Annotated in this window: 17 protein-coding genes; 6 read left to right on the top strand and 11 right to left on the bottom strand. The window is 71.7% G+C overall.

Features of this window, described 5'->3' with window-relative positions; translation table 11 throughout:
* Positions 1-28 precede the first annotated feature (28 nt).
* The 6 genes from O7632_RS21600 to O7632_RS21575 all read right to left on the bottom strand — a co-directional run bounded on the left by O7632_RS21600 (position 29) and on the right by O7632_RS21575 (position 11,081).
* A complete protein-coding gene (locus O7632_RS21600) occupies positions 29-4,660 on the bottom strand; it encodes a S8 family serine peptidase (RefSeq protein WP_278116756.1) in 4,632 nt (1,543 codons plus the stop codon).
* Between the two features lie 47 nt (positions 4,661-4,707).
* Entirely contained in the window at positions 4,708-4,920 is a 213-nt protein-coding gene (locus O7632_RS21595) for a hypothetical protein (RefSeq protein ID WP_278116755.1), read from the bottom strand.
* 112 nt (positions 4,921-5,032) lie between these two features.
* Positions 5,033-8,080, bottom strand: a complete 3,048-nt coding sequence (locus O7632_RS21590) for a LuxR family transcriptional regulator (RefSeq protein ID WP_278116754.1) — start codon at positions 8,078-8,080, stop codon at positions 5,033-5,035.
* A 152-nt stretch (positions 8,081-8,232) separates the two neighbouring features.
* The gene (locus O7632_RS21585; RefSeq protein WP_278116753.1) at positions 8,233-8,826 is read right to left on the bottom strand and encodes a hypothetical protein; all 594 of its coding nucleotides are present in this window, start codon (positions 8,824-8,826) and stop codon (positions 8,233-8,235) included.
* Positions 8,827-8,926: 100 nt separating this feature from the next.
* Positions 8,927-10,384: a HAMP domain-containing sensor histidine kinase gene (locus O7632_RS21580; RefSeq protein ID WP_278116752.1), complete on the bottom strand. Its 1,458-nt coding sequence runs from the start codon at positions 10,382-10,384 to the stop codon at positions 8,927-8,929.
* Positions 10,377-11,081 carry a response regulator transcription factor gene (locus tag O7632_RS21575; RefSeq protein WP_278120274.1) on the bottom strand — a complete coding sequence of 235 codons (705 nt, stop codon included), beginning with the start codon at positions 11,079-11,081 and terminating at the stop codon, positions 10,377-10,379. The genes O7632_RS21580 and O7632_RS21575 overlap by 8 nt, the downstream gene beginning before the upstream one ends.
* Positions 11,082-11,317: 236 nt before the next feature.
* On the opposite strand from O7632_RS21575, the gene O7632_RS21570 reads away from it, so the two are divergent.
* The gene (locus tag O7632_RS21570) at positions 11,318-12,436 is read left to right on the top strand and encodes a hypothetical protein (protein ID WP_278116751.1); all 1,119 of its coding nucleotides are present in this window, start codon (positions 11,318-11,320) and stop codon (positions 12,434-12,436) included.
* Between the two features lie 69 nt (positions 12,437-12,505).
* Here the strand turns inward: O7632_RS21570 and O7632_RS21565 are convergent, their stop codons facing one another.
* Positions 12,506-14,902: a Tex family protein gene (locus O7632_RS21565; RefSeq protein WP_278116750.1), complete on the bottom strand. Its 2,397-nt coding sequence runs from the start codon at positions 14,900-14,902 to the stop codon at positions 12,506-12,508.
* 254 nt (positions 14,903-15,156) lie between these two features.
* Positions 15,157-15,843: a GPP34 family phosphoprotein gene (locus O7632_RS21560; protein ID WP_278116749.1), complete on the bottom strand. Its 687-nt coding sequence runs from the start codon at positions 15,841-15,843 to the stop codon at positions 15,157-15,159.
* 213 nt (positions 15,844-16,056) lie between these two features.
* Here O7632_RS21560 and dgt point away from each other — a divergent pair, with 213 nt between their 5' ends.
* Positions 16,057-17,568 (top strand): dGTP triphosphohydrolase, encoded by a 1,512-nt coding sequence (dgt, locus tag O7632_RS21555; protein WP_278116748.1) that lies wholly within the window; start codon positions 16,057-16,059, stop codon positions 17,566-17,568.
* 82 nt (positions 17,569-17,650) lie between these two features.
* On the opposite strand, the gene O7632_RS21550 is transcribed toward dgt, so the two are convergent.
* On the bottom strand, positions 17,651-17,980 hold the full coding sequence (locus O7632_RS21550; protein ID WP_278116747.1) for a zinc ribbon domain-containing protein: 330 nt from the start codon (positions 17,978-17,980) through the stop codon (positions 17,651-17,653).
* 66 nt (positions 17,981-18,046) lie between these two features.
* Positions 18,047-18,457 (bottom strand): PaaI family thioesterase, encoded by a 411-nt coding sequence (locus O7632_RS21545; RefSeq protein ID WP_278116746.1) that lies wholly within the window; start codon positions 18,455-18,457, stop codon positions 18,047-18,049.
* 232 nt (positions 18,458-18,689) lie between these two features.
* Here O7632_RS21545 and O7632_RS21540 point away from each other — a divergent pair, with 232 nt between their 5' ends.
* From O7632_RS21540 to O7632_RS21530, 3 genes are all read left to right on the top strand, one after another.
* On the top strand, positions 18,690-19,448 hold the full coding sequence (locus tag O7632_RS21540) for an SDR family oxidoreductase (protein ID WP_278116745.1): 759 nt from the start codon (positions 18,690-18,692) through the stop codon (positions 19,446-19,448).
* A 40-nt stretch (positions 19,449-19,488) separates the two neighbouring features.
* On the top strand, positions 19,489-20,562 hold the full coding sequence (locus tag O7632_RS21535) for an aldo/keto reductase (protein WP_278116744.1): 1,074 nt from the start codon (positions 19,489-19,491) through the stop codon (positions 20,560-20,562).
* A 240-nt stretch (positions 20,563-20,802) separates the two neighbouring features.
* Positions 20,803-23,067, top strand: a complete 2,265-nt coding sequence (locus tag O7632_RS21530) for an EAL domain-containing protein (RefSeq protein WP_278116743.1) — start codon at positions 20,803-20,805, stop codon at positions 23,065-23,067.
* On the opposite strand, the gene O7632_RS21525 is transcribed toward O7632_RS21530, so the two are convergent.
* Positions 23,043-23,594 (bottom strand): hypothetical protein, encoded by a 552-nt coding sequence (locus O7632_RS21525; RefSeq protein ID WP_278116742.1) that lies wholly within the window; start codon positions 23,592-23,594, stop codon positions 23,043-23,045. The genes O7632_RS21530 and O7632_RS21525 overlap by 25 nt on opposite strands.
* A 275-nt stretch (positions 23,595-23,869) precedes the next feature.
* On the opposite strand from O7632_RS21525, the gene O7632_RS21520 reads away from it, so the two are divergent.
* A complete protein-coding gene (locus tag O7632_RS21520) occupies positions 23,870-25,135 on the top strand; it encodes a hypothetical protein (protein ID WP_278116741.1) in 1,266 nt (421 codons plus the stop codon).
* Positions 25,136-25,162 lie beyond the last annotated feature (27 nt).

The raw sequence follows: 25,162 nt of genomic DNA, 5'->3' as shown, positions 1-25,162 counted from the left end.
GTCATCTACCGGTGAGCCGGCTCACGGGTCAGCTGGTCTCCAGCGCTCCGGCCGATCGGCCACACATCTGACGCAGCGCCCAGTCCTCGACCCGTACGTCACCGGCGGTGACCTGGGTCTGGCGGGTCTGCGGCATGTAGCCGTCCTTGGCCACGATCATCGTGACCGGGTTGTGCCGGTGGTCGAGCCAGTGGGCGTAGCCCCCGCCGGCGTCGGTGGCCAACGGCAACTCCATCGTCCACGTGCTCAGCTGCACCGTCGCCCCGGTGATCGGGGTACGGTCGCCATCACAGCCCACGGCGGAGACCGTACCGGTGATCTTGCCCCAGGTGTCCGGTGGGGTGACCGTCATCGTCACCGGCACCGCGTCGACCGCGTACGGGGTGTCCTCGAAGACGGCGACGCTGCTGGTGTAGGTGCCCGGCTGGGCCACGTCGGCCGTCAGCGTCATCGTCACCGTGACGCTCGCACCCGGGGCGATCGTCGCGGTAGCCGGGTCCATCGTCAACCACGCGGTGTCCTGTGTCGACCCACACTGGTCGAATCCGGGCAGCAGTTCCACGGTGGTCGTCGGCTGGAAACCGGCGACCGCCGAGCCGCCGACCCGGTAGAACCCGCAGGCGCTACCCGGCCGGAAACCGGGACTGTTCGTCGCAGGCAGGTTCGACCAGGCGTCGGTCACCGGGTCGTAGGCGTATCCCTGGTTGGTGATCGCCTGGTTGCCGGTGCCGCCACCGGAGATCAGCAGCTGGTTGTCGGCGCTGTGGTAGGCCGAGCCCCACAGGTTCACCGGCAGGTCCGCCACCGGAGTCCAGGAGTCATTGGTCGGGTCGTACGAGTAGCTGTCAGTCACCGGCTGGCTGTTGGACAGACCACCGGCGCAGACGATTCGGCCGGCGAGCGCACCGCAGGACTGCCACCCGATCGGCACCGGGTACGGGGCGACGGTCTCCCAGGCGTCGGCCCGGGGGTCGTAGCGGAACACCTGGTCGGTGTTTGGCGTGCAATTCGTGGTGGTGCAGCCGCCGACCACGTACAGCTGGCCGTCGAGCACCGCCGAGCCGGCGGCGGCCGACGCGGACGGCACGTCGGCGCCCGTGCTCCATCCGCCGGTGGCCGGGTCGAAGATCAGCGTGTCGGTGTTCAGCGTGCTCCAGCCGCTGACCAGGTAGACCTTGCCGTCGATGACCCCTTCGGCGGCCTGACTGCGGGGGCCGTCGGGCATGTCGGCGAGCCGGGTCCAGGACTGGGCCGCCGGGTCGTAGACGTACACCTCCGCCAGCGACGATCCGCTGGACCCGCCGAACGAGTACACCTTGCCGTCGACGGTGACCGCGCTGTTGTCCATCACCGTGCGGGGCAGGCCCGGCAGGGTGAGCCACGGCTCGGCGGCCGGCGTCGGCACGCCCGTCGGGGCCGGCGCGGCGGCCGTTCCGGACGCGGCATTCGGCCCGAACGCCGCCGCCGGGTTCGCGCCGGCCAGCTGCTCGATCGGTATGTCGACCGGGACGCGACGCACCGGCGCGCCCGGTGCCGACGCGAGCGCCCGGGATCCGACCTCGGTGCCGTCGGCGCGGGCGATCTCGAAGTCGTCGGCCCGCTCGGCCAGCTCCACCTCGGCGGACGCGCCGCCCGTGTTGGTCACGGTGACGCTGGCCGTCGTCGTGCCGCCCAACGGTACGGTCACCTCGACCGGTGACCCGGTGACGGTCAGCTGGCCGGCGGCCAGGTTGTAGTTGTGTCGGGTGGTCCAGTCTTCGGCGACGTCGGCCCACCGGGTCAACGGCGTGTACTGGTTGGCGGAGGCGGTGATCCGGTGCCGGCCGGCGGGGGAGAACAGCGCGTAGAACCCGTCGTCGAGCGCCGGGTCCGTCGGGGTGGCGACGGTACGGGTGCCCGCACCGACCCGGTCCACCGGCGTCACCTGCGCGCCGGCCAGCCCGGCACCGGTGTTGGCGTCCCGGACGAAGCCGGCGACCATTCCACCGTCGACCACGAGGCATTCGAACTCGGTCTCGGCGATCCAGTCGACCGCGTTGCGGAACACCCGGGCACTGTCGTCGTGCCAGTTCTGAGGTCCGGTGTTGTAGCTGGCCGCGTGCATCGACAGCAGCACGTGCCGGTTGTTGGCCCGCTGCTGCACGCCGATTCCGACGCCGACGGTGCCGACCTCCGAGGTGACCGCGTTGGCGACCACCATCCGGCCGTCGCCGCCGTAGGCGTTGAAGAAGCCGTAGTACTTGGAGTAGTTGGCCGTCTCGTCGAAGGCGATCCGCCCGCCGAGCGGGAAGCCGGCGACGACCGGATGGTCCTGCATGACCTGGTACGACAGGTCGCCCTCGGTGTCGTAGACGATGCCGCTGCTGCGGGCACCCGGGTTGCCGGTGTACTGGCTGAGCATGTAGATGCCGTTGCCGCCGACGTTGGACCAGGTGTCGAGGAACAGCAGACCGACGCCGGCGGCGTCGGTGTCGGCCAGGAACCGCAGGAACGTCTCCTGGCCCGGGTTGCTGGGCCGGTTGACGATGATCGCGTCGTAGCCGGTGACGTCGGTGTCCCAGTCGACCTCGGTGGTCGGCACGCCCCGGTCGGCGAGGTAGCCGCCGAGCTGGCCGGCGTCGTCGCCGAGGATGCCGATGCCGGCCGAGAAGGCGTACCCCGGGGCAGTCCCGCACTGCTCCACCGTCGCGGCCACGTCCACCGTACGGTTGCCGCCGCGTAGCTCGACCGCCTGTTCGACGGTGCCGTAGCCGTCGTACTGCGGCTCGACCACCAGCGTGTACGCCGTGTGCGCGGGCAGGGTCAACTGGTAGCGGCCGGTGAACGGGTTGGTGAACGTATCGACCGGGGTGCCGTCGACGGTGACCTTGGCGTACAGCGGCCAGCCGTGGCCGGAACCGTCACGGACCAGACCGCTGAGCGTCACGGTCGGCAGCGGTGTCAGTGCCACGTCGACGATGGTCGCGCCGCCGACGGTGATCGTCGCCTCGGTGGTCTGTGCGGCGTAGCCGAACGCGGTGACGGTCACCGGGTAGGTCCCCACCGTCAGCCGGGCCGAGTAGGACCCGTCCACCGCCGTGACCCGTTCGCGGGCCGGCTCGGTCTCGATGGTGACGGTGGCGCCCTCGACCGGCTTGCCGGTGGCGGCGTCGGTGACGGTGCCGGTCAGGGTGCCGGTGTCACCGACCGGTGCCGCTTCCAGCAGCGCCACCGCGTCGAGGCGACCTTCGCCGAACACGTTGTTGTCGGCGCCGGTGCCGCCGCACTGCGGGTCGGCGGTGTCGATCGCGGTCTGGTCCAGCAGCCGCTTCGTCGCGTCGGTGTCGCCGATCAGTGACGGCGCGGCCGACCACAGCAACGCCACCGCACCGGCGACGTGCGGCGACGCCATCGAGGTGCCGTCGTCGGTGTAGTAGCTGCTGCCCGGCCCGGAGGAACGGACCGCGACCCCGGGGGCGGCGATGTTCGGCTTGAACTCGCCGTCCTGGCCGGGTCCCCGGCCGGAGAAGGAGGCGATCCGCTTGTCGGCGTCGTACGCGCCCACCGAGTAGTTGATCGTCCGGCTACCCGGGGAGCCGCTGGACTGGCAGCCCAGTGAGCCACTGTTGCCGTTGGACCAGATGCCGAGGATGCCGGCGGCGTCCCACGCCGTCATCACGTCCTCCATGAACGGATCCATCGACGGTGCCCGGCTGCCCCACGAGTTGTTGATCACGTGTGGCCGCTTGCCCGCGTCCGGGTTCTGCCCGGCGAGGTCGGTCGGGGCCAGCAGCCACTCACCGGAGGCGACCAGCGCGGCGTCGCTCGGGCAGCAGCCGTTCGCCGCGATCCAGGTGGCTTCGGGGGCGACCCCGATCCGGTTGCCGGGACCGCCGTCGCCGACCATCGTGCCCATCGTGTGGGTGCCGTGGGTGCCCCGGTCGCATGGCGCGTCGGTGCATCGACCGTCGGCGTCGAACCAGTTGTAGTCGTGGTCGAAGGTGCCGTCACCGAGGTTGCCCCGGTACTGGGCGACCAGCGCCGGGTGGTCGAACTGGACCCCGGTGTCGAGGTTGGCGACGGTGATGCCGGCGCCCTTGGTGCCGAACTGGTCCCACACGTCGTCGGCGTTGATGTCGGCGACACCCCATTCGACGGCGTCGTCCGCTGTGCTGCTGCGGGTCGGCTCGTCGGCGGTCGGGGTACCCGGTGCCGGGTCGATCAGCTGGTACTCGACCGGCTCGTACAGGCCCTCGACATCGGGCCGGGCCGCCAGTTCCCGGGCCAGGGTCGACGAGCCGTCGTGGACGTAGATCGCGTTGGACGCCCAGAATGCCTGGTAGGTCACCCCTTCGGTGTCGAGCAGGTGCCGGACGTTGGTCTGGCTGGTGGCGGCGGCGGTCCGCAGCGCGTGGACGACCGCTTCGCCCCGGGCCGTCCAGTCGTCGATCTGACGGGCCTGCGACAGGTCGGCCTGTTCGCTGAACCGGATCCACAGGTCGGCCGCACCGGCCGCCTGTAGCGACCGGTCCAGCTCCGGTTGGATCTTGTCGGCGGCACCGCGCGCCGGGGTGTCGCCCGGTTCCGGGCCGGGTCGGGGCGCCGCCGCAGCCGGCAGCGGCGCGACCAGCGCCACCCCGGCCAACAGCACCAGCGACAGGGCTCGTGCGATGGATCTCATCGATGTCCTTCCGTGGGATCGCCACGCGAGGTGGGCGTGGTCGTCCCTTACAGGGGTTGGTACGGGTCGCGGCGGTCGCCGTCGGGTGTCGGGCCGTCGGGTGTCGGGCCGTCGGGTGTCGGGCCGTCGGGTGTCGGGCCGTGATCGCCGTCCGCTCCGGCCCCGGTCGAACCGCTGCCGTCCACACCGGAGCCGTTCTCGTCGGGCGCTGGTCGGTCGGGTACGGAATCACCCGTGAATCGCCCCGGTGGCTTTCGCATTCCGTCATGCTGCAGAGCCGGCAGAGGGGTTAGCTATCCAGCAGATACGTCAAAGAACTGCCGCGCGCCGGCGGATTCGTGGACTGCGTGTCGACCGAGTTGCCGTACCGTTTCAGGCCGACGCCGGGTCTGTGTTTTCGGCCGAAGTGGAGCTGCCGGCGGCGGTGACGCCGGCTTCGACCGCGGCGACCGCGAGGGCCGTCCGCGACGACACCCGGAGTTTGCGCATCGCCGAGCGCAACTGTTGATCCACGGTGGCCGACGACTTGGCGAGAAGCCGGCTGATCTCCCGGTTGGTCCGACCGGCGATCACCAACCGGACCACGTCCAACTCGCGGGGCGACAACTGGTCGCCGTACCCCTTGCGGCCACCCCGCCACCGCCGTGGCACCTGCCCGCCGTGCTCTCGCAGCCGCCGTACGACGCGGTCGGCGTCCCCGCTGGCCCCGAGGCCGGTCAGCCGATCGTAGGTCTCGGCCAGCAGCCGGTGACCCGATTCCACCTGTCCGGCCGCCAGCAGGGCCAGGGCCTGCCGCTCGCGGGCCAGCGACGTGTCGTACGGCCGGGGCAGCGCGGACCAGGCCCGCGCCGCCCGGTCGAACCCGGCCGCCGCTCGGGTGTGGTCACCGGCGGTGCCGGCCAGCAACGACCGGCACACCGCCAGCGCCGCCTGCGGCCCCGGAGCCGCGCGACCCCGCAGCCCTCGGGCGAAGCGGCGTACCAACTGGTCGGCCTCGTCGACCCGGCCGGCGGCGATCAGCGCCTCGACCCGGGCCGGCGCGAGGTCGGTGGCCCACACCCAGACCCGCTTGTCGGTGACCGTACCGATCGGGGCGTCGGTGACCCCTACCGCCCGATCGACCTGTCCGTCGGCGAGCCAGATCCGGGCCAGCAGAGCCGCCGGCTCGACGGTGTCGTCGACCGCCCCGAGCCGGGTCGCCTCGTCCAGCACCAGCTGGAGCTGCTGCTCGGCCTGGCGGAGCCGCCCGGTGGCCGCCGCCAACCGGCCGGCCAGTCGCATTCCGGCCAGGTAGACGCCGGGCCGGTCCCGATCGGCCTCGGCCAGCTCGGCGGCACGGTGCCCGAGTCCCTCCCAGCGGCCGGTGAACCAGTCCAGGTTGGCCTGCTCGATCAGGATGTTGTAGCGCAGTCGGACCAGCCGCTCGGCGTCGGCCAACGCCAGCGCGACCCGCAGATGACGCCGCGCCTCGGCGTACCGACCCCAGATCAGTGCCCCGGTGCCGACGTTGGCGTGGATCCGGGCGATGTCCTGCCGCTCGGCCGGGGACCCGCCGTCGCTCGGTAGCCCGGCCACCACCTCCCAGGCCTGCGGCTCGCCGAGCATCAGCAACGCCGCCGCCCGGTTGCCGGCCAACGAGATCCGGTCGGCGGGGGAGCCGATGCGCGGGGTCAGCTCGGCGGCCCGGCGCAGCCACCGCAGATGGGTCGAGGCGGGCCACGGTCCTGCGTACGCCCAGCCGAGGTAGGTCATCGCCCGGGCCGCGTCGACCGGCGAATCCAGGTGTTCCACCGCCCGGTCGAGTTCGACGAGCGCGGCCCGCGCCTCGCCACCGATGATCAGCAACCGGCCCAGCGGGTCACGGATGTCGGCCTCCTGCCGGGCGGTGAGGCCGGCGGAGTCCAACACCGTGCGTAGGGTGGCGACCAGGTGGTGGTGGACGTCGTCGACCGGCTCCCGGCGACCGAGCGCCGCGACCGCGGCCATCCGGGCGATCCGGGTGGTGTCCTGAGCCGGGAGCCTCGCCGTGGACAGCACCTCGTCGAGCAGGACGACCGCCGAGCTGTGATCTCCGGAGGCGATCATCCGTTCGGCGGCCAGCTCGGCGTACCGTACCCACCGGGCCACCTCGCCCGCCTCCCGGAAGTGACGGGCCAGGCGGGCCACCGGCGGCGGGTCGAGCGTCTCGACCGCGCGCCCGGCGCGCAGGTGCAGGGCGCGTCGGTCAGCGCGCGGGATCGCCTCGTACACGGCGGTGGCGGCGAGCGCGTGCCGGAACCGCCACCGACTCCGATCACCGCCTCCGGGTCGACCGTCACCGCCTCCGGGCCGACCTCCGCCACCGTCCAGGCTGCCGCCGTCGGCGCTGTCGAGCAGACCGGCCGCCGCCGCCTCGGCCAGACCGGTCCGGCACGCCCGCGTCAACAATCCGGCGGTAGCGGCCAGAACTTCCTCCGTGGACGGCTCGGCCAGCACCGCCGCCGCCCGAAGCACCCGCTGCGCGGTCTGGGTCAACCGGCCGACCCGTTCCCTGGTCGAGTCCCGTACCGTCGCCGGCACCTGAAGCTCACTGAGGCTCAGCCGAACCCACCGGCCGTCGCGAAACACCACGTCCGCCCGGTCGCAGAGCAACCGTACGGACTCCTCGACCACCAGCGGCACACCGCTGGTGCGCTCGTGCAGGAAGGAGGCGAACTCGGTCGACATCGGATTGCCGTCGAGCATCGACGACACCAGGGCGGCCGTACCGGCCACGTCCAAGGGGGCCAGGCCGATTCGGAGCGGGGTGCCGCCGGCGGGAAGCCGGGCCGACAACCGCAACAGCAGCGACTGGTCGTGGACCTCGTCGGGGCGGTACGTCACGATCAGGCTCGGCCCGCCGGGCTGCGGGCTGGCGGCGAGGAACAGCAGGAACTCCAGGGTCACGTCGTCGGCCCAGTGCGCGTCCTCGACGACGAGCAGAGTCACCCCGAACGCGCGGATCAGTTCGTCGAGCGCCCGGAACAGCCGGTGGCGGGCGGCCTTCGCGTCGTCGATCGGTTCCGGTGTCGGCGGCAGGTCGGCCGACCATTCCGGTACGAGTGGCCGCAACGCCCCGGCCAGGACACCGAGCCGCACGCCGGTCAGCCGGTGCCGGGCGGCCCGCAGCGCGTCCACGATCGGCGCGAGGGTGAGCGACTCGCGCAGCGGGGGACAGACGGCCAGTAACGTCTCGTCGTGGCGCGCCGGGGCCGCGCCGAGCACCTCCCGTACCAGGCGGCTCTTGCCGATTCCCGCCTCGCCCTCCACCAGCGCCACCACCGGCGCAGGCCGGGCCAGCGCCGCCACCAGGGCGGCCATCTCGCGGTCCCGCCCAACGAACGTCGGGGCGGAGATCGCAAGTGGCGCGTCCACCGAGCCCGAGTGCCCGCTCACCCGCATCGTCGCAGCGTAGCCGGGACGACCCGAAGGATCGGATGTCGGTCCGATGACGGTCCGATGACGGCAGTCGATCCGGCAGCAGACTCGGTGGTCGGCCGGATCGGTGCCGGGAGGGTACCGTCATCGGACCGCGCGCCTCGCCGAGGTCAGGATCACTTCGCCTTCGGTCGGAGCACGAGCCGGGCGACGAGATCCTCGCCATCGCGGACACCGGCGACACCGACGGCGGTGTCGAGGTCGAGCTCGGCCAACCCGATCCGGTCGCCCTGGTCGATCACCCGGCACCCGTCGGCGCAGGTCCAGTCGAGCAGATACCCGTCGGCCGACTCGACCGTGACCGTCGTACCGTCGACCGCCTCGACTGTGCCGCGCTGCGCGACGATCGTCCGGGGACCGTCCTCGGTCTCGACGGTGACCTCCCCGTGCAGGCCGGCACCGCGTAGCGGGTGCCGGCCACGCCACGGGCCGCCACCCTCGGCGTACCGGCCGGGACGATCCTGCCACCAGCCGGGACGCCCGTCGTCGGGATGATCGGATTCGACGATGGTCAGCGACGCGACGTCGGCTGGGTCGGCGACGTCGGCGATGTCGTCGTCGGCGAAGCCGAGGAGCCGCATCGCGTGTGCCTCGGCCGTCAACGATTCGTCGGCGCGGGGCCCGCCGACCGCGCAGCCGGTGAGGACCAGCAGCGCGGCCACGCCCGCCGCCGTACCGGCCAGGGTTCTCGGAAGCAGTGAACGTCTCATGTGGCCAAGCGTGTGCGACGTCGACCAAGGGTCGGTCAGCCGGATGTTCGAATCAGGTAAGCGCCGTCCCCTGCTGACCGCCGGCCCGACGCGAGGGCTTCTACGGTGCCGGCCGTCTGGGCAGCAGCAGTGTGAACACGGCGCCGCCACCGGTGGCGTGCCCGGCCGTGATCCGCCCACCGAGGCGGTGGACGAGCCCGGCGGCCAGCGCCAACCCGATCCCGGTGCCGACCGACCGTTCGCCCCGGTAGCGGCGGTGCAGCGCACCCCGTTCGAAGATGACCGCGAGGTCACCGTCGGTGAAGCCCGGACCGTCGTCGTGGACCTGCACCGCGACGGCGCGCGGGTCCGCGTGGGCCGACCCCGGCGGTACGCCGAGCCGCACGGTGCCCCCCGCCGGTACCACCCGCAGCGCGTTGTCCAGCAGGATGTCGATCACCTGGCGCAGCCGCCCGGGATCGGTCCGGACGACGACCGGCGCGTCCGGGGGCGTCACCGTCAGCGTCACCCCGTCGCCGGCGAATCGGGGCGACCAGGCGTCGACCGCGTCGGTGAGCACCGTACCGAGGTCGAAATCGGCCACTTCGAGGGTGAAGTCGGAGGCTTCCAGCCGGGCCAGTGCCAGCAGGTCACCGACCAGCCGGTCCAGCCGCCGGGCTTCACCGAGCATGATCCGTCCGGTCCGCGCGGCGTCGGTCAGGTCGACGACTCCGTCGGCGATCGCCTCGGCGTACCCGCGCAGCGTCGTCAGCGGGGTTCGCAGCTCGTGTGAGATGGACAGCAGGAAGTCCCGCTGCCGGGCCTCGCTGGTGGCCAGCGCCGTCGTCAGGTCGTTGAGCGCGTGCGCCAGCTGTTCCGCCTCGACCGGTGGCTCGACCGGCACCCGGACGGTGCGGTCGCCGGCGCGTAACCGGACCGCGGCGTGCGCGGCGGCCCGGATCGGTCGGGACAGCCGGGCGGCCAGCAGCACGCCGGCGATCAGTCCGGCGGCGAGTCCGGCGGCCAGGGCCAGCCACAGGTTGCCCCAGACGGCCCGGCCGACGCCGGTGCGCAGCGGCTGGAGCAGCACCACCGCTGACCCGTCGCCGACCGGTCGGCCTTCGACCAGGGTTGGTCGGCCGGCGACGCGGATCGGTCGGCCGCTGACCGCCTCGCCGGCCGCGAGTCGCCGTACCACCGCTGTCGGGAGCCGCTGCGGGGCGGCCGTGCCGCGCTCGACGAGCAGGACCTCGACGCCCTGGCCGGCGAGTTCACCGGTCAGCCGGTCGATCAGTACCGACCGGTCCTGGCCGGCGGCCGGCGCGGCGAGGGCCACCGCGACCAGATCGGCCTTGGCGGCCAGGGACGCCCGGGCGCCCCGTTCGGTGCCTCGGACCCCGAGCGGGATCGCTACGGCGGCGGTGACCAGCACCGACAGGCCGGCGACGGCGCACACCACGGCGACCGTGCGGGCGGTCAGCGTGCGGGTCCACCGGTACCCGCCCGGCGGGCCGGGACGGCGTGGCCGGTCGATCTCGTACGGCCGGTCGATCCCGTACGGGCGGGTCGGTTCAGCCATCGGCGGTGTAGCCCACCCCACGGACGGTCCGGATCACACCGGCCGCGTCGCCGAGTTTGCCGCGTACCTGGGCCACGTGCACGTCGACGGTACGGGTGCCCGCGTGCGCCGCGTAGCCCCAGACAGCGGCGAGCAGCTCCTCGCGGGTGAATACCCGTCCGGGCCGGCGCATCAGATGTTCCAGCAGGTCGAACTCGGTCGAGGTGAGAGTGACGGGCCGGCCGGCGGCCCGCACCGTGCGCCGGGCCGGGTCGAGGGTCACCGTGCCGACGACGCGTACCGGGTCGGCGTCGGGTGGGCCGAGGGCGCGGCGGCGGATCGCCCGGATCCGGGCGACCAGTTCGCGTGGACTGAACGGTTTCGTTATGTAGTCGTCGGCACCGATTTCCAGGCCGACGATCCGGTCGATCTCGTCGTCGCGGGCGGTGAGGAATACGACCGGGGTCCAGTCGCCGTCGGACCGTAGCCGTCGGCAGATCTCGGTTCCGGACATACCGGGTAACGCGATGTCCAGCACGCAGAGCACGGGGCGCAGCCGGCGGGCGGCGGCCAGTCCGCTCGGTCCGTCGGCGCACACGTGTACGCCGTATCCGTCCCGGGTGAGATAGAGCCGGATCAGGTCGGCGATCGCCGGTTCGTCTTCCACCACGAGGATCAGGCCACGATCCGCCGGCCGGGATTCGTCGGCGGTGACCACGGTCGGGGAACTGTCGGAACGCCGGGTGGAGGTCACCGGTTCATCATGCCGGCACCGGGGGCACCGAACATCAGCTTCCGGTACGGATCAGGTAAAAGCCGCTGGTGGTGGGGCATGACCCGGATTGTCAGCCGGTCCGAATGCCGCGCGAAATCAGATCACGGTCAATAACTGTACGGGCACTGTCGGTGCTATCTACGCTGATTGGATCGCAACTCCATAGATGGAGGTGGATCGTGTCCGTCCTCATTCGATCCCGCGCCGGCGGTACCATCGCCCGCCGGTGCCTGACCCTGGTCGCCACCACCGTTCTGGTGGCCACCACCGCGCTCGCCGGAGTGACCGCGCCGGCCCAGGCCGCCGTACCCGACCGGTGGGGCTTCGCCTATCTGCAGACGCCGACACCGGCACCCGGCACCATCCTCGACACCAGTCGTCAGTGGGGCGGCTGGAAGGCCACCATGCCGGCGGCCTGGGCCACCGTCGACCAGATCGGCCTCGGCCGCTACCGGGTACGGTTCCCCGGCACCGCCTCGGTCAACGGCGCCGCACACGTCACCGCCGTCGACAACGCCCCGCGCTGGTGCCAGGTCTTCCAGACGTACCCGTCCGGTGCCTTCCAGATCGTCGAGGTCCAGTGTTACCGGCCCGGTGGCGCGCCGGACAACTCACGCTTCGTCGTCGACTACACGTCGGCCTCCGGGGTGCTGCCCCCGGGCCCGGCCGCGTTCGGCTACGTCAAGGCCAATCCGGTCGGTGGCCTGATGTCGTCGTACAACTCGGTCGGTGCCGGCAACGTGGTCACCCAGCTCGGCACCGGCTTCTACGAGGTGCGACTCAATGGTCTCGGCACGGCCCTGCTGGACGGCAACCTGCAGGCCACCGCCGAACACCCGAACCTCCCGCGCCGCTGCAAGATCGCCCGCTGGATCTCCAGCGGCGGCATCGTCTACGCGTACGTGTTCTGCTTCGACCCCGCCGGGGCGATGGCCGACAGCTTCTTCAACCTGACCTACCACCGGCAGCGGCCGATCTTCGGTGCGGTGCCGCCGACGCAGTTCGCCTACCTGTGGTCCCCGGCGCTCGGCGCACCGAGCGACTTCAACTCCGCCGGCGGGGTCAACACCATCATGGTCTCCGGCGTCGGGCAGTATCTGGTGACCCTGCCGTTGGTCGGCTTCCGGATGACCACCGTGCAGGTGACCGCCTTCGGCACCACCCCGGACTACTGCAATCTGCAGGCACCCTGGGCGCTGTCCGGCAGCACAGTGCTCGTCCGCAACGTGATCTGCTTCAACGCCGCCGGGACGCAGACACCCAACAACTTCTTCCTCACCTACTCGTCCAACATCTGACCTTTCTCGTCCACTGCTGACCGGTCGCCGGGGCGGGCCACGGCCCGCCCCGGCGACCATGCCCAAGGATCAGGCCAGACCCGCCCGGCGCAGCGCGTCGGCCAGCGCGCCGTCGGCGTACCCGCCGCCGGCCGAGGGCCGGCCACCCTGACCGGACCGGCCGCCGCCTCGCTGGCCACCGCCCTTGCCCGGCTGGCCACCGCCCTTGCCCGGCTGGCCGTCGCGACCACCCGACCGGGGCTGCCCGCCACCGGTGCCCCGCTGGCCCGGCGGTCGACCGGTGCCGGGCTCGTCGTCCAGCCGCAGAGTCAGCGAGATCCGTTTGCGTGCCACGTCGACGTCGAGCACCTTCACCCGGACGATGTCGCCGGGCTTGACCACGTCGCGGGGATCCTTGACGAATGTCGTGGACATCGCCGACACGTGCACCAGGCCGTCCTGGTGGACCCCGACGTCGACGAACGCGCCGAACGCCGCCACGTTGGTGACCACGCCCTCCAGGATCATCCCGGTGCGCAGGTCGGCGAGGGTCTCCACCCCGTCGGCGAAGGTCGCGGTACGGAACGCCGGCCGGGGGTCGCGGCCCGGCTTCTCCAACTCGGCCAGGATGTCAGTGACCGTCGGCAAGCCGAACATCGCGTCGACGAAGCGTTCCGGTTTGATACGGCGCAACGTCTTCGTGTCGCCGATCAACGTCCGAAGGTCGCTGCCGGTGTCGGCGAGGATACGGCGGACCACCGGGTACGCCTCGGGGTGAACACTGGACGAATCGAGCGGGTCCTCGCCGTCGCGGATGCGCAGGAAGCCGGCGCACTGCTCGAATGCCTTCGGCCCCAGTCGGGCGACCGTCTTCAGCGCGGCGCGCGACCGGAACGGCCCATGAGTGTCGCGGTGCAGCACGATGTTCTCGGCCAGCCCGGCGCCGATGCCCGACACCCGGGTCAGTAGCGGTGCCGACGCGGTGTTGACGTCCACCCCCACGCCGTTGACGCAGTCCTCGACGACCGCGTCGAGCGACCGGGACAGCTTGGCTTCGGAGATATCGTGCTGGTACTGCCCGACTCCGATCGACCGAGGGTCGATCTTGACCAGTTCGGCGAGCGGGTCCTGCAACCGGCGGGCGATGGAGACCGCGCCCCGCAGCGACACGTCCAGATCGGGCAGCTCCTGCGACGCGTACGCCGACGCCGAGTAGACCGACGCGCCGGCCTCGGAGACCATCACTTTGGTCAGTGTCAGCTCCGGATGCCGGGCCATCAGGTCGGCGACCAACTTGTCGGTCTCCCGCGACGCGGTGCCGTTGCCGATCGCGACGAGGTCCACCCGGTGCGCGGCGGCCAGCTTCGCCAGGGTGTGGATCGAGGCGTCCCACTGTCGGCGCGGCTCGTGCGGATAGACGGTCTCGGTCGCCACCACCTTGCCGGTGGCGTCGACCACCGCCACCTTCACCCCGGTGCGGACCCCGGGGTCCAGGCCCATCGTGGTACGGCTGCCGGCCGGCGCCGCCAGCAGCAGATCCCGCAGGTTGGCGGCGAACACCCGGACCGCCTCGTCCTCGGCTGCCTGCCACAGCCGGGTCCGCAGGTCGGCGCCGAGGTGGATCAGGATCCGGGTACGCCAGGCCCAGCGGACCGTGTCGGCCAGCCACTTGTCGGCCGGCCGGCCCTGGTCGGAGATCCCGAACCGGCCGGCGATGATCGGCTCGTAGCTGCTCGGCCCGGCGACGGCGTCGGCCGGCACCTCCTCGGGCTCCATGGTCAGGTCGAGGACCTGTTCCTTTTCGCCCCGAAACATCGCCAGCACCCGGTGCGACGGCAGTTTCGTGAACGGCTCGGCGAACTCGAAGTAGTCGGCGAACTTGGCACCCTCGGTCTGCTGACCGTCCCGTACCCGCGAGGTGAGCCGGCCCCGAGACCACATCCGTTCCCGCAGCGCGCCGATCAGGTCGGCGTCCTCGGCGAAGCGTTCCACCAGGATCGCCCGCGCCCCGTCGAGGGCGGCCGCCGCGTCGGCCACACCCTTGTCCGCGTCGACGTAGCCGGCCGCCAGCGTCCGGGGATCCTGGGTCGGGTCGGCGAGCAGCGTCTCGGCCAAGGGTTCCAGGCCGGCCTCGCGGGCGATCTGCGCCTTGGTCCGCCGCTTCGGCTTGTACGGCAGGTAGATGTCCTCCAGCCGGGCCTTGGAGTCGGCGGCCATGATTTGCGCGGTCAGCGCCTCGTCGAGCTTGCCCTGGCCACGGATCGACTCCAGGATCGCGCCGCGGCGTTCCTCCAACTCCCGCAGGTAGCGCAGCCGTTCCTCCAGGGTGCGTAGCTGCGCGTCGTCGAGCATGCCGGTGGCTTCCTTGCGGTACCGGGCGATGAACGGCACGGTCGCGCCGCCGTCGAGCAGTTCCACGGCGGCGGACACCTGCCCCGCCCGTACCCCGAGTTCCTCGGCGATCCGCTGGTCAATCGCTGTGGTCACGTTCCGCGCCCCGCTCCAACTACCCTGCCGGGCCCGACCTTGCCGGCCGACCCGGTCCCTCGCGACCCGGCGGCCGGGCGGACCGGCGCCGGGGACCACCGTCTGGGTCCGGATGCATTGTGCCGGCTAACGGCGCCGGTGTCGCGTCCCCTTGGGCGACGGCACGCGGCCGGCGTGCGGCCCGTGCTGTGCGCCGCGCGGCGTTGGTGCGGGTCGCGCTATGCGCTGCGGGCCGCGCGGCGACCTGGCCGGGCTCACCACGCGACCGACGTGTCGCGCTGCGGCCAGAGCCGGATCGTCGGCCGGGCCTGCGGGGCCGGCTCGCTGATCGCGGTGACCACCACCCCGAGCTGTGGATCCATGCGCTGCGCGAGGGCGGCGAGCCGATTGCGGACCACCGGCCCGAACATGGTCACGAACCACCGATCCATCCCGGTGGCCCGGACGATCTGCGCCAGGACCGCCGTACGGTCGTCGACCGCGACCGGCCGACCGAGCGCGTACCCCAGCCGGACCCGGGGTCCGACGGCGCGGACCGGGTCGTCGGCCGGGAACCGGGCGACCGTCCGGCGGGTCACCACCTGGCGTACCCGCACGGTGCGCAGGACGCCGAGCGCCTCCAGGTCCTCGGCGACGATCGCGGGTAACCCGTCGCGCATCAGGGCGATCCAGGCGCCCACCGGTTGGCGGCGTTCCCGGCGTAGCCCGGCCAGCAGGGGGTCACAGATCGGGTCGTCGACCGGATCGCCGTCGGTCGCGACCAGCATGGCGTCGTGTACGGCGGCCCGGCCGGCCAGCAGCAGCGTGGCGATGGCGGCACCGGCCAGTCCGGCACCGAGCGCGTCCCGGCCGATCATCGGCCGGCCGGTCGCGTCGTCGAGCGCCACCAGGAAGAACTCCTCGGTCAGCGTCAACTCCGTCGGAGTTCGAGCGTGGCGCATCGATCGTCCTCTGCGGCGGTTTCTGGTGCGCGAGCCGAGCGGGGCCGGTGGAGCGGCCCGGCAAGGATGACCTTGTTGAAGCGGAACCTTACGACGCGGGATCAATCCGCTCAACCATCACTTTTGCCAGCAGGCGTCGCCGGGTGAGCACGACGCGCCACGATGTGCCACCCCGCGCCGGTACGCGGCCCCCGGGCGGGTTAGCGTCTGCTCATGGATGGCGCGGAGGATCCCCGGGCCCGCCGACTGTTCGGCCGGGGCGCGGTCGCGGCTGGCGACTTGGCCGCGAGCCCGTTCCGGGCCGACCGCGACCGGATCGTCTCCTCGCCGTTTTTCGCCCGACTCGGCGGCGTCACGCAGGTGATCAGCCCGGGCGGCTCCGGTCTGCTGGTGCACAACCGGCTGACTCACAGCCTGAAGGTCGCCCAGGTCGCGCGGGCCATCGCCGAACGACTCACCGCCGACGACCGGCACCGGACCCTGCTGGACAAGCTGGGCGGCTGCGATCCGGACGTGGTCGAGGCCGCCGCCCTCGCCCACGACCTCGGCCATCCGCCGTTCGGGCACCTCGGCGAGCGGGTCTTGGACCGGATCGCCCGGCAACGGCTCGGCCTGCCCGACGGTTTCGAGGGCAACGCCCAGTCCTACCGGATCGTGACCAGCACCGAGATTCGCGGCGAGGCGGCGATCGGACTCGATCTGACCGCTGCGGTCCGGGCCGCGATGCTCAAATACCCGTGGACCCGGCGGACGTACCCCCGGCCGCATCCCAGCGAGCTGAGCCCCGCGCCGCGCGGCGCGGCCGTCGCACCGGACGATCCGGCGGTCGGCTCGGTCAAGTTCGGTGCCTACACCACCGAGGCCGAGGACCTTCGGCAGGCCCGGGCGCCGTTCCTCGGGCTGATCGACCCGTGGCAGCAAACCGTCGAGGCGTCGATCATGGACACCGCGGACGACATCGCGTACGCGATCCACGACGTCGAGGACTTCCACCGGGTCGGCGTGCTCCAGCAGGGAGCGGTCGCCGGTGAACTGACGGCCTGGCGGCGGGCTGCCGACGAGCTGCGTGCCCTGCCCGACGAGGAAGTGGCCGCGACCGCCCACCGGCCGGGCCGATCCATCGAGCGGCTCCGCCGGCAACTGCACCGCAAGGACGGCTGGATCAGCTCCGACGCGGCGTTCGCCGACGCCGTCGAGCATGTCCGCCGCGAGCTGGTCGACGGACTGTTGATGGTGCCGTTCGACGGGTCGATCGAGGCGGAGGAGAACATCACCACGTTCTCCGCGCGGTGGACCCGCCGGCTGGTCGACGCCATCTGGGTCACCGCGCATCCGACCGTACGGTCCGGGCACGTGCTGCTGGCCACCGCGCAGTGGCACGAGGTGCAGGTGCTCAAGTTCGTGCACCACCGGTTCGTCCTGGCCCGGCCGGACCTGGCGTTGCACCAGCGTGGTCAGGCCGAACTGCTGACCACCCTGGTCGAGGCGCTGCTGGCCTGGCTGACCGATCCGGACGAGGAGGGGCGGTTGCCCCGACGGTTGCACGATCTGGTCGAACTGGCCACCGCCGAGTTGACCGGGCAGGTCGCCGATCCGGTGCGGGCGGCCCGGGGTCGGGCGATCGTCGACTACATCGGCTCACTGACCGACAGCCAGGCGGTGGCCCTGCTCGACGCCTTGTCCGGCCGATCCGGCCAGCTCTGGACCGATGCTTTCGTGCTGTAAACCTCCCGACGCTCGCGGTGGGACATCGGCCGGCGGCGGTGGGCGCCGGCCCGGCCTCAGTCCCGCTGGCGCCGGCCCGGCCTCAGTCCCGCCAGTCGTAGTCGACGTCGGCCAGACTGGAGCCGACGGTGACCCGGGCGAGTACGGCCAGCAGCGCGCTGCGGCGTCGGTCGCGACTGACGATGTCGGCGGCGTCAGCGTTGAGCTGCACGTACCGCCGCCAGACCTGCTGTTCGATCTCCTCCGCGTTGAGGAACCGGTCGCAGGTACGGTCGGGGCAGGCGTAGCCGCGAGTCCCGCCGGCTGTGCGGGCCGGGATCATCGGATCTGCGCCGCAGCGCAGCAATCCGCGCACGATGTAGAGGTCGGACTGGGTCGGGTCACGGTGGGCAGGGTCGACCAGGATGTCCATCTCGTCTACCTCCTGCCCGTTTCTACGGACCGGGGGCCCGTCCGGTTCGCCGTCGTCGCGATCGGTTCACCGGCCGGGTCCATCCGCGCGGCCGGCATCCGGGCGGAGGTTCTGCAGCCGGACCTGTCCCCGGGCGACCAGCCGACCGCCGGAGTCGGTGATCTCCACCTGCCAGAGCTGCTGGCTGTAACCCTGGTGCACCGGGCTTCCCACGGCAGTCAGCTCGCCGTCGCGTACCGCCCGCAGGAAGTCCGTCTGGTTGGCCACGCCGACCACCCGGCCCTGCTCACCCAGCCAGCGGGCGCCGCCGAGGCTGGCGGCGCTCTCCACCATCGCGCAGTACACGCCACCGTGGACCAGTCCGTGTGGTTGGTGCAGCGCCGGGGTGACCGGAAGCTGTAGCCGTACCCGCTCGCCGGACACCTCCACCTTCCGTACGCCGAGCAGGGCGTCCAATCCGGCTGATGGCTGAGTCAACGATAACCTCCTGCTCGGCGACGATGCCGCTCGTGGCGTGGAACTCGTGGCGTGGAACTCGTGGCGTGGAACTCGTGGCGTGGAATCCGATCCTGGCCGACACGAGGCTACTCGACAACCGGAGAATCCCGTCGATCCAACCAGGTATCATTCAGAACCTTGACCAAACGCCGCGATCGGACCACCATTCATTGGGGCTGTTGGATGTCGTACGGCCTGTAGTGGAGGCGAGATGGGCGAATTCTCCGGCTGCTCGGCTGTCGTCACCGGCGGTGCCTCCGGGATCGGGCTGGCCACCGCGCGGCTGCTCGCCCGTCGTGGTGCCCGGGTCGCCTGCCTCGATCTGCGGCCGGACACCCTACCTGAGCCGCTGGTCGCAATCGCGGCCGATGTCACCGACGACGCCTCGGTACGTCGTGCGGTCGCGGCTGCGGCCGAGGATTTCGGCGGGCTTGACATCGTGATCAACAATGCCGGCGTCGGGGCGGTCGGTTCGATCGAGGCCAACTCCGACGACGAGTGGCACCACGTACTCGACGTCAACGTCGTCGGAATCGTCCGGGTGACCCGTGCGGCCCTGCCGTATCTGCGGTCGTCCCGACGAGCGGTCGTGGTGAACACCTGCTCGATCGCGGCCACCGCCGGCCTGCCGGATCGGGCGCTGTACAGCGCCAGCAAGGGCGCGGTCCTGTCGTTGACCCTGGCCATGGCCGCCGACCACGTCGGGGACGGCATCCGGGTGGTGGCGGTCAATCCAGGTACGGTCGACACCGCCTGGGTCCGCCGGCTGCTCGACACGACCGCCGACCCGTTAGCCGAGCTCGCCGCGCTGCGCGCTCGCCAGCCGACGGGCCGGCTGGTCAGCACCGACGAGGTCGCCGCCGCGATCGCCTACCTGGCAAGTCCGCTGGCCGGCTCCACCACCGGCACCGTACTGGCGGTCGACGGGGGGATGCAGGGCCTGCGGATCCGCCGTCCGGCCACATCCTGACCGCGCGTCCGTGCCCGGGAACCACCGAGCAGCAGTGCGGATGGCCAGCGAGACCAGGGAGGCGGCGGTGCGCGTGTCGGCGGCAAATGAGGTTCCAGGGCCGGAGTCCGGCGGGTCAGGCGGACTCGTCGGACCGGGTACGGCTGGCGGGTCCGGCCCGTTCGGTCTCGGCTGTGCCCAGCTCGGCAACCTTTACACGGCGATCGACGACGAATGCGCCGAAGGCACCGTGGCGGCGGCCTGGGATGCCGGCGTCCGGTTGTTCGACACCGCCCCGCACTACGGGCTCGGGCTCTCCGAACGCCGGCTCGGCGCGGCACTGCGGGACCGGCCACGGACGCAGTATCTGATCAGCACGAAGGTCGGCCGATGGTTGGTGCCGGATCCGTCCGGTGCCGCCCGGCGTGACCCCGAAGGCTTCGATGTGCCTGCCGACCATCGGCGGGTCTGGGACTTCACCGCCGACGGGGTGCGCCGGAGCCTGGACGCCAGTCTCGGCCGGCTCGGACTGGACCGAATCGACCTGGTCCTGCTGCACGACCCCGAGGAACACCAGACGGCCGCGCTCGACGAGGCATACCCGGCGTTGCGCGTGCTACGCGACGAGGGCGTGGTCGGTGCCATCGGGGTCGGCTCCAAACACATCGGGGTCCTGGAGCGGTTCGTCACCGAGGTCGACCTCGACGCAGTCCTGATCGCTGGTCGGTACACCCTGTTGGAACAGTCAGCCGCAGCGACCCTGCTGCCGGCCTGTCAGCGTCGGCGGGTCCGGGTGCTGCTCGCCGGGGTGTTCAACAGCGGGCTGCTCGCCGTCGAGTCACCCACGGCCGACCTGCCCTACGAATACCAGGCCGCCCCTGCCGAGGTGGTACGCCGTGCCACGGCGATCGCCGATGCGTGCCGCCGGCACGGCACCTCGTTGCCCGCCGCCGCGCTGTCCTTCGCCGCGACCCATCCAGCCGTAGGGCAACTGATCATCGGTGCCGCCGGTGCCGATCAGGTACGGCGTAACGTCTCGTTGACGACCATCGAGCGACCGTCTGCAGCGTTCTGGTACGAACTGGTCGACTCCGGACTGCTCCCGTCGGGTCTGCCGCTGCCGTCGCCCGGCTGAGATCCCACACCGCACGTCGGCACGGTCGATCGGTGCGGTTGATCGGTGCGGTTGATCGGTGCGGTCGATCGGTTCGGACACACCGGCCGGTCATGACCAGGTCGGTTTCTGGATTCCCTTGGTATGGTGTGCGCCTGTTCGACGAATCAGCCGGTGGATGACATGTGCGCAGGGGCGGTGGGGGTGCGACCCGCGACGCCGGGGACGCGACGGACCGCCCCGTCGCCGCTGCCTGCTCTGTTGTTTCTGGCTTGTGGGCTGGCCACCGCCGTTCTCTACAGCGTGGTCGACTCTCCGCTGGTCACCGGACTGGCTTTCGCCGTAGCCGGTGCCGGTGGCGCCGCCGCCGTCGTGATCGGACCCCGGTGGCACGCGGCTGCGCCCCGCTGGGCCTGGCAGTCCCTCGCCGTCGCGTGCCTGTTGTTCCTGGGCGGCGCGCTGGTCCGACCGTGGGCGGTCGACCAGGAGGGGCCGGGGGCGCTGGCCGCCGACGCGTTCACCGTTCCGGGATACCTGTTCATGCTGCTCGGCCTGGCCGGGCTGCTCCACACCCGTGGCCGGCTTCCGTTGCACGCGGTGATCGACGGTCTGATCGTCTGCACCGGCGCGGCGCTCAGTTCGCTGCTGTTGCTCGCCGTACCGGCCGGCCGCATCGCCGACCGACCGGTGCTGGTCTCGGCACTCGCCGCTGTCTACCCGATCTTCGACGTCGTCCTGGTGCTGGTGCTGGTCAGCCTGGCCTTCACCACGGCGGTGCGGCGGCCCAGCTATCTGTTGCTGGTCGCGTCGATGAGCTTCCTGTTGATCGGTGACGTGCTCTACGCGATCATCGGCGTGTTCGGTCAGCTCACCGGTTCCCGGCTGCTCGACCTGCCGTTCCTGCTCGGTTTCCTGCTGATCGGCGCGGCCGCGCTGCATCCGTCGGTGGTCGACGTCGGGCGGGCGGCCCGGCTGCCGGTGCAGGCCTGGTCCTGGCAACGGCTGCTGCTGATCGGACCGGCGTTGGCCGCACCGTTCCTGCTCACCATTTTCGTTTCCGGCCGTTCGGCGGCCGACCGGCTGGTGCTCGGCGTGGGTGGTGCCGCGATGGTGGCGCTGCTGATGATGCGGGCGGTCTCCGCTGTCCAGGGGTACGCCGCCGCGCAGCGCCGGTACGAGCACCGGGCCACCCACGATCCCCTCACCGGTCTGCCGAACCGGTTGATGCTGGCGGCCGAGGTCCGTCGACTGCTGACCACGACCACGGCGGGGGAGACCTGGATCTGGGTGTTCTTCCTCGACCTGGATGGGTTCAAGCTGGTCAACGACTCGTGGGGGCACCATGCCGGGGACCAGTTGATCGCCGAGGTCGCCGGTCGGCTCCGGGCCGCGCTACCGCCGTCGGCGACGGTGGCCCGGGTCGGCGGCGACGAGTTCGTCGTCGTCCACCTCGGTGACCAGACCGAGGCGATCGCGGTGGCCGACCGGATCATCGACTGCGTCAACGAGCCGCTGCAGATCCGGCAGGTCGAGGCGGTGATCACCGCCTCGGTCGGCGTCGCCGGCACCCGGCTCGGTGCCGACGCGTCCGGCGATCCGGCCCCCGCCACCGCCGACGCGCTGCTCCGGGACGCGGACACCGCCATGTATCAGGCGAAGTCCGACGGGCGTGGACGGTGGGTGATGTTCGACGCGTCCATGCACGAGCGGGTCCGTGAGCGGGTGGAGATCGAACAGGCCCTGCGGACCGCGTTGAGCTCCGACGACCTGAGGCTGGCGTACCAGCCGATCGTCGATCTGGAAAGTGGCCGGCTCATCGGTGCCGAGGCGTTGCTGCGGTGGGAGCATCCGGAGCGGGGACCGGTCTCGCCGGCGATGTTCATCCCGATCGCCGAGGACACCGGGCTGATCGGACCGATCGGCCGGTGGGTGCTGGATCGGGCGATCCGCCAGCTGGCCGACTGGCGAACGGACGGTACGGTCGGCGTCGAGTTCTGGATGTCAATCAACGTCTCACCCCGCCAACTGCGGGACCCGGGACTCGGCCGCGCGTTGGACGACGCGCTGGCGCGCTATAGGGTGCCGGCCGCCGTCGTCGTGCTGGAGATAACCGAGTCGGTGATGATCGATCCGTCGAGCGTGACCGGTCAGGTGTTGGCCGACCTGCGGGCCCGGGGGATCCGGATCGTCGTGGACGACTTCGGCACCGGTTTCTCCGCCCTGGGCTACCTGCGTAGCCACCCGGTGACCGGGGTCAAGGTCGATCGGGCGTTCGTCGCCGGGCTCGGGTCCAGTGCCAAGGACGAGGAGATCGTCCGAGCAGTGGTCGCGATGAGTAGCGCCCTGCACCTGACCGTCGTCGCCGAAGGCGTCGAAACCACCTTGCAGCAGGGCGTACTGGCCGTACTCGGCGTGGTGTTCGGACAGGGGCGGCTGTGGGGCGAACCGGTCGGGCCGGTGGAGTTCGCCAAGCGCTGGTCGGATCCGTACGGAGATCAGGGTCAGGAACGCGCCGGCAGTTCGTAGAGCCAGTACGTCTGCTCGTCCATCCGGCTCGCCCGCGCGCCGTGCGTCAACGCCGTCAGGGTGTGGTGGATCGCCCGGCCGAGCCCGATGGTGTCGTTGCGTCGGCAGATGTCCAGGGCGGCGATGCCGTCACAGGCCTGTACCCGCTGCCACATATCGGCGATGATGGCTTCGAACAGCCCGGAGCCACGGTACGCGGGGTGGATGGCGAAGAAGCCGATGTACCAGATGCGCTTCCCCGCGTACAGGTCGGGCCAGCGGTGGGCGAAGTAGTCCGGCGAGATCAGCGGCATCGCGGCGAGTTCGTTGGTGAAGGTGGCCAGCGCGGCCAGCTGGTCCGTCCGGTTCGGATCATGGCCGAGGTATTTCAGGACGCGCTTGTCGCCCAACACGGTGTCGAATTCGCCGCGATCCATGACGTGTCGCTGTACCGCTACGGTGCGGAGTTCGTCGAAGGCCTCGGTGTAGAGCTGCCAGGTCGCCTCGGCCAGTTCGCCGGGAATGGTCGTCTCGACCTCTATGTACATGTCCCCATCCTCCGGACCGCGCCGTCGTAGAGGGGGTGGCCACGGCCCTACCCATGAGTATGAGTGACGACTGAGAACCAGGTCAGGGCGGCAGGCGTTGTGGCACAAGCCACCTGATCTGTCACCCTCCGTTATCTCCGATGTGGAGCATGTCGGATTCGAGCCGGTGCGGCTGCGCTTCTCTCCGGCACACCGATCCGCGCGCCTCGCCGGTCCGTATTCCTCGATGGGCGCGTCGGTACGCCGTGCCCGCGACCAGCTGAGGAGGTGCCGCCATGCAGCGACCGGCACAAAGCGGGCAGTTCGCCGCGATCGAACTAGGCCCGGTGCAGCGACCAGGAGCGACGCCGGAACCCGCCGGCCCAACGCCGCCCACGTTGCGCACCGAGGGGCCGGAGCATCCCCGGGCGCGGCCGGACACCGTCTGGCCCGGCCCGGCGCCAGCGGACCCCGACGACGGCACGCGGTCGTACCCGTACCTGGCCGTCGACACCGCGGCGGATCCCACGGACTCCGCCGGGTCCACGCCACCCCACCTGGTGCCACCTCCGCCGTGGCTGGCCCGCGAGCTCGACCGGCCCGAACCGGTCACTCCGGCGGTGCCGTTCTTCGACCCTGATCCCGATCCCGGATTCGGTTCCCATCCCGGATTCGGCTCCCATCCCGGATTCGATCCCCGTCGGGACGGAGAACCGTCAGCGGACCAGCCCCGCCGAGGGCTGCCCCGCTCCGCCCTGCTGCTCACCGGGCTGCTGGCGCTGTTCGTCGTCGCGGCCCTCGCCGGGGCCGCCTACGTCGATGCCCGTGGCGGCGACCCGGCCGACCTCGCCAGCGGGCCGACCACCACCGGGACAGGCACCCCCGCCGACGCCGGATCCACCAACGGCGACGCCAACGCCGGAGGCGGCGGTGACCTCGTCGAGCCAGCCACCGAACGCGTCGCGTCCGCGCCGCTGGGAGACCTGCGTCAAGCCCAGTTCGACCTGGTGAGCGGGACCACGACGGTCAACATCCGCACGGTCGACCTCGGCGACGAGCTCTACCGGGTCAGCACCCCGCTCGACGCCGACATCCTGCCCCGGGCGATCACCGAAGGCGGACAGATCCAGTTGCACCTCGTCCCGACCGGTCAGGCCGGGCCAGGGGTCGTCGACATCGAGCTGCACGCCGACGTCGACTGGCAACTGCGACTCACCGGCGGCGTGGCGCAACACCACATCGACCTGAGCTCGGCGCGACTGTCCGGGATCGACATCGTCGGCGGCGCGGCGCGGATCGACCTCACCCTGCCCGCCCCGGACGGCACCCTGCCGGTACGGATGACCGGCGGCGCCAACCAGTTCCTCATCCGCGCCCCGGCCGGGCCGCCGGCCCGGGTCCGCTTCGGTGCCGGGGCGGGCGACGTGACCCTCGACGACCGTCAGCGGGGCGGCGTAGCCCCCGGGTCGGTGTTCACCGGCCGTGACTTCGCCGACGCGACCGACCGGTACGACGTCGACGTCGTCGCCGGCACCTCCGTGTTCACCCTGCGACGCGACTGACGTACCGGTGGCGGGCCGGGCCACCCG

Origin of the sequence: Solwaraspora sp. WMMD406, from assembly GCF_029626025.1 — a bacterium.
Taxonomy (GTDB): Bacteria; Actinomycetota; Actinomycetes; order Mycobacteriales; family Micromonosporaceae; genus Micromonospora_E.
Note: the sequence above shows the minus strand (reverse complement) of the source record. Positions and strands in the feature narration are given on the sequence as shown.

Coding starts and splice junctions, on each gene's coding strand:
- O7632_RS21600 (WP_278116756.1), bottom strand. CDS start 4,660: ATGAGATCCATCGCACGAGCCCTGTCGCTGGTGCTGTTGGCCGGGGTG.
- O7632_RS21595 (WP_278116755.1), bottom strand. CDS start 4,920: ATGCGAAAGCCACCGGGGCGATTCACGGGTGATTCCGTACCCGACCGA.
- O7632_RS21590 (WP_278116754.1), bottom strand. CDS start 8,080: ATGCGGGTGAGCGGGCACTCGGGCTCGGTGGACGCGCCACTTGCGATC.
- O7632_RS21585 (WP_278116753.1), bottom strand. CDS start 8,826: ATGAGACGTTCACTGCTTCCGAGAACCCTGGCCGGTACGGCGGCGGGC.
- O7632_RS21580 (WP_278116752.1), bottom strand. CDS start 10,384: ATGGCTGAACCGACCCGCCCGTACGGGATCGACCGGCCGTACGAGATC.
- O7632_RS21560 (WP_278116749.1), bottom strand. CDS start 15,843: ATGCGCCACGCTCGAACTCCGACGGAGTTGACGCTGACCGAGGAGTTC.
- dgt (WP_278116748.1), top strand. CDS start 16,057: ATGGATGGCGCGGAGGATCCCCGGGCCCGCCGACTGTTCGGCCGGGGC.
- O7632_RS21550 (WP_278116747.1), bottom strand. CDS start 17,980: ATGGACATCCTGGTCGACCCTGCCCACCGTGACCCGACCCAGTCCGAC.
- O7632_RS21540 (WP_278116745.1), top strand. CDS start 18,690: ATGGGCGAATTCTCCGGCTGCTCGGCTGTCGTCACCGGCGGTGCCTCC.
- O7632_RS21535 (WP_278116744.1), top strand. CDS start 19,489: ATGGCCAGCGAGACCAGGGAGGCGGCGGTGCGCGTGTCGGCGGCAAAT.
- O7632_RS21525 (WP_278116742.1), bottom strand. CDS start 23,594: ATGTACATAGAGGTCGAGACGACCATTCCCGGCGAACTGGCCGAGGCG.
- O7632_RS21520 (WP_278116741.1), top strand. CDS start 23,870: ATGCAGCGACCGGCACAAAGCGGGCAGTTCGCCGCGATCGAACTAGGC.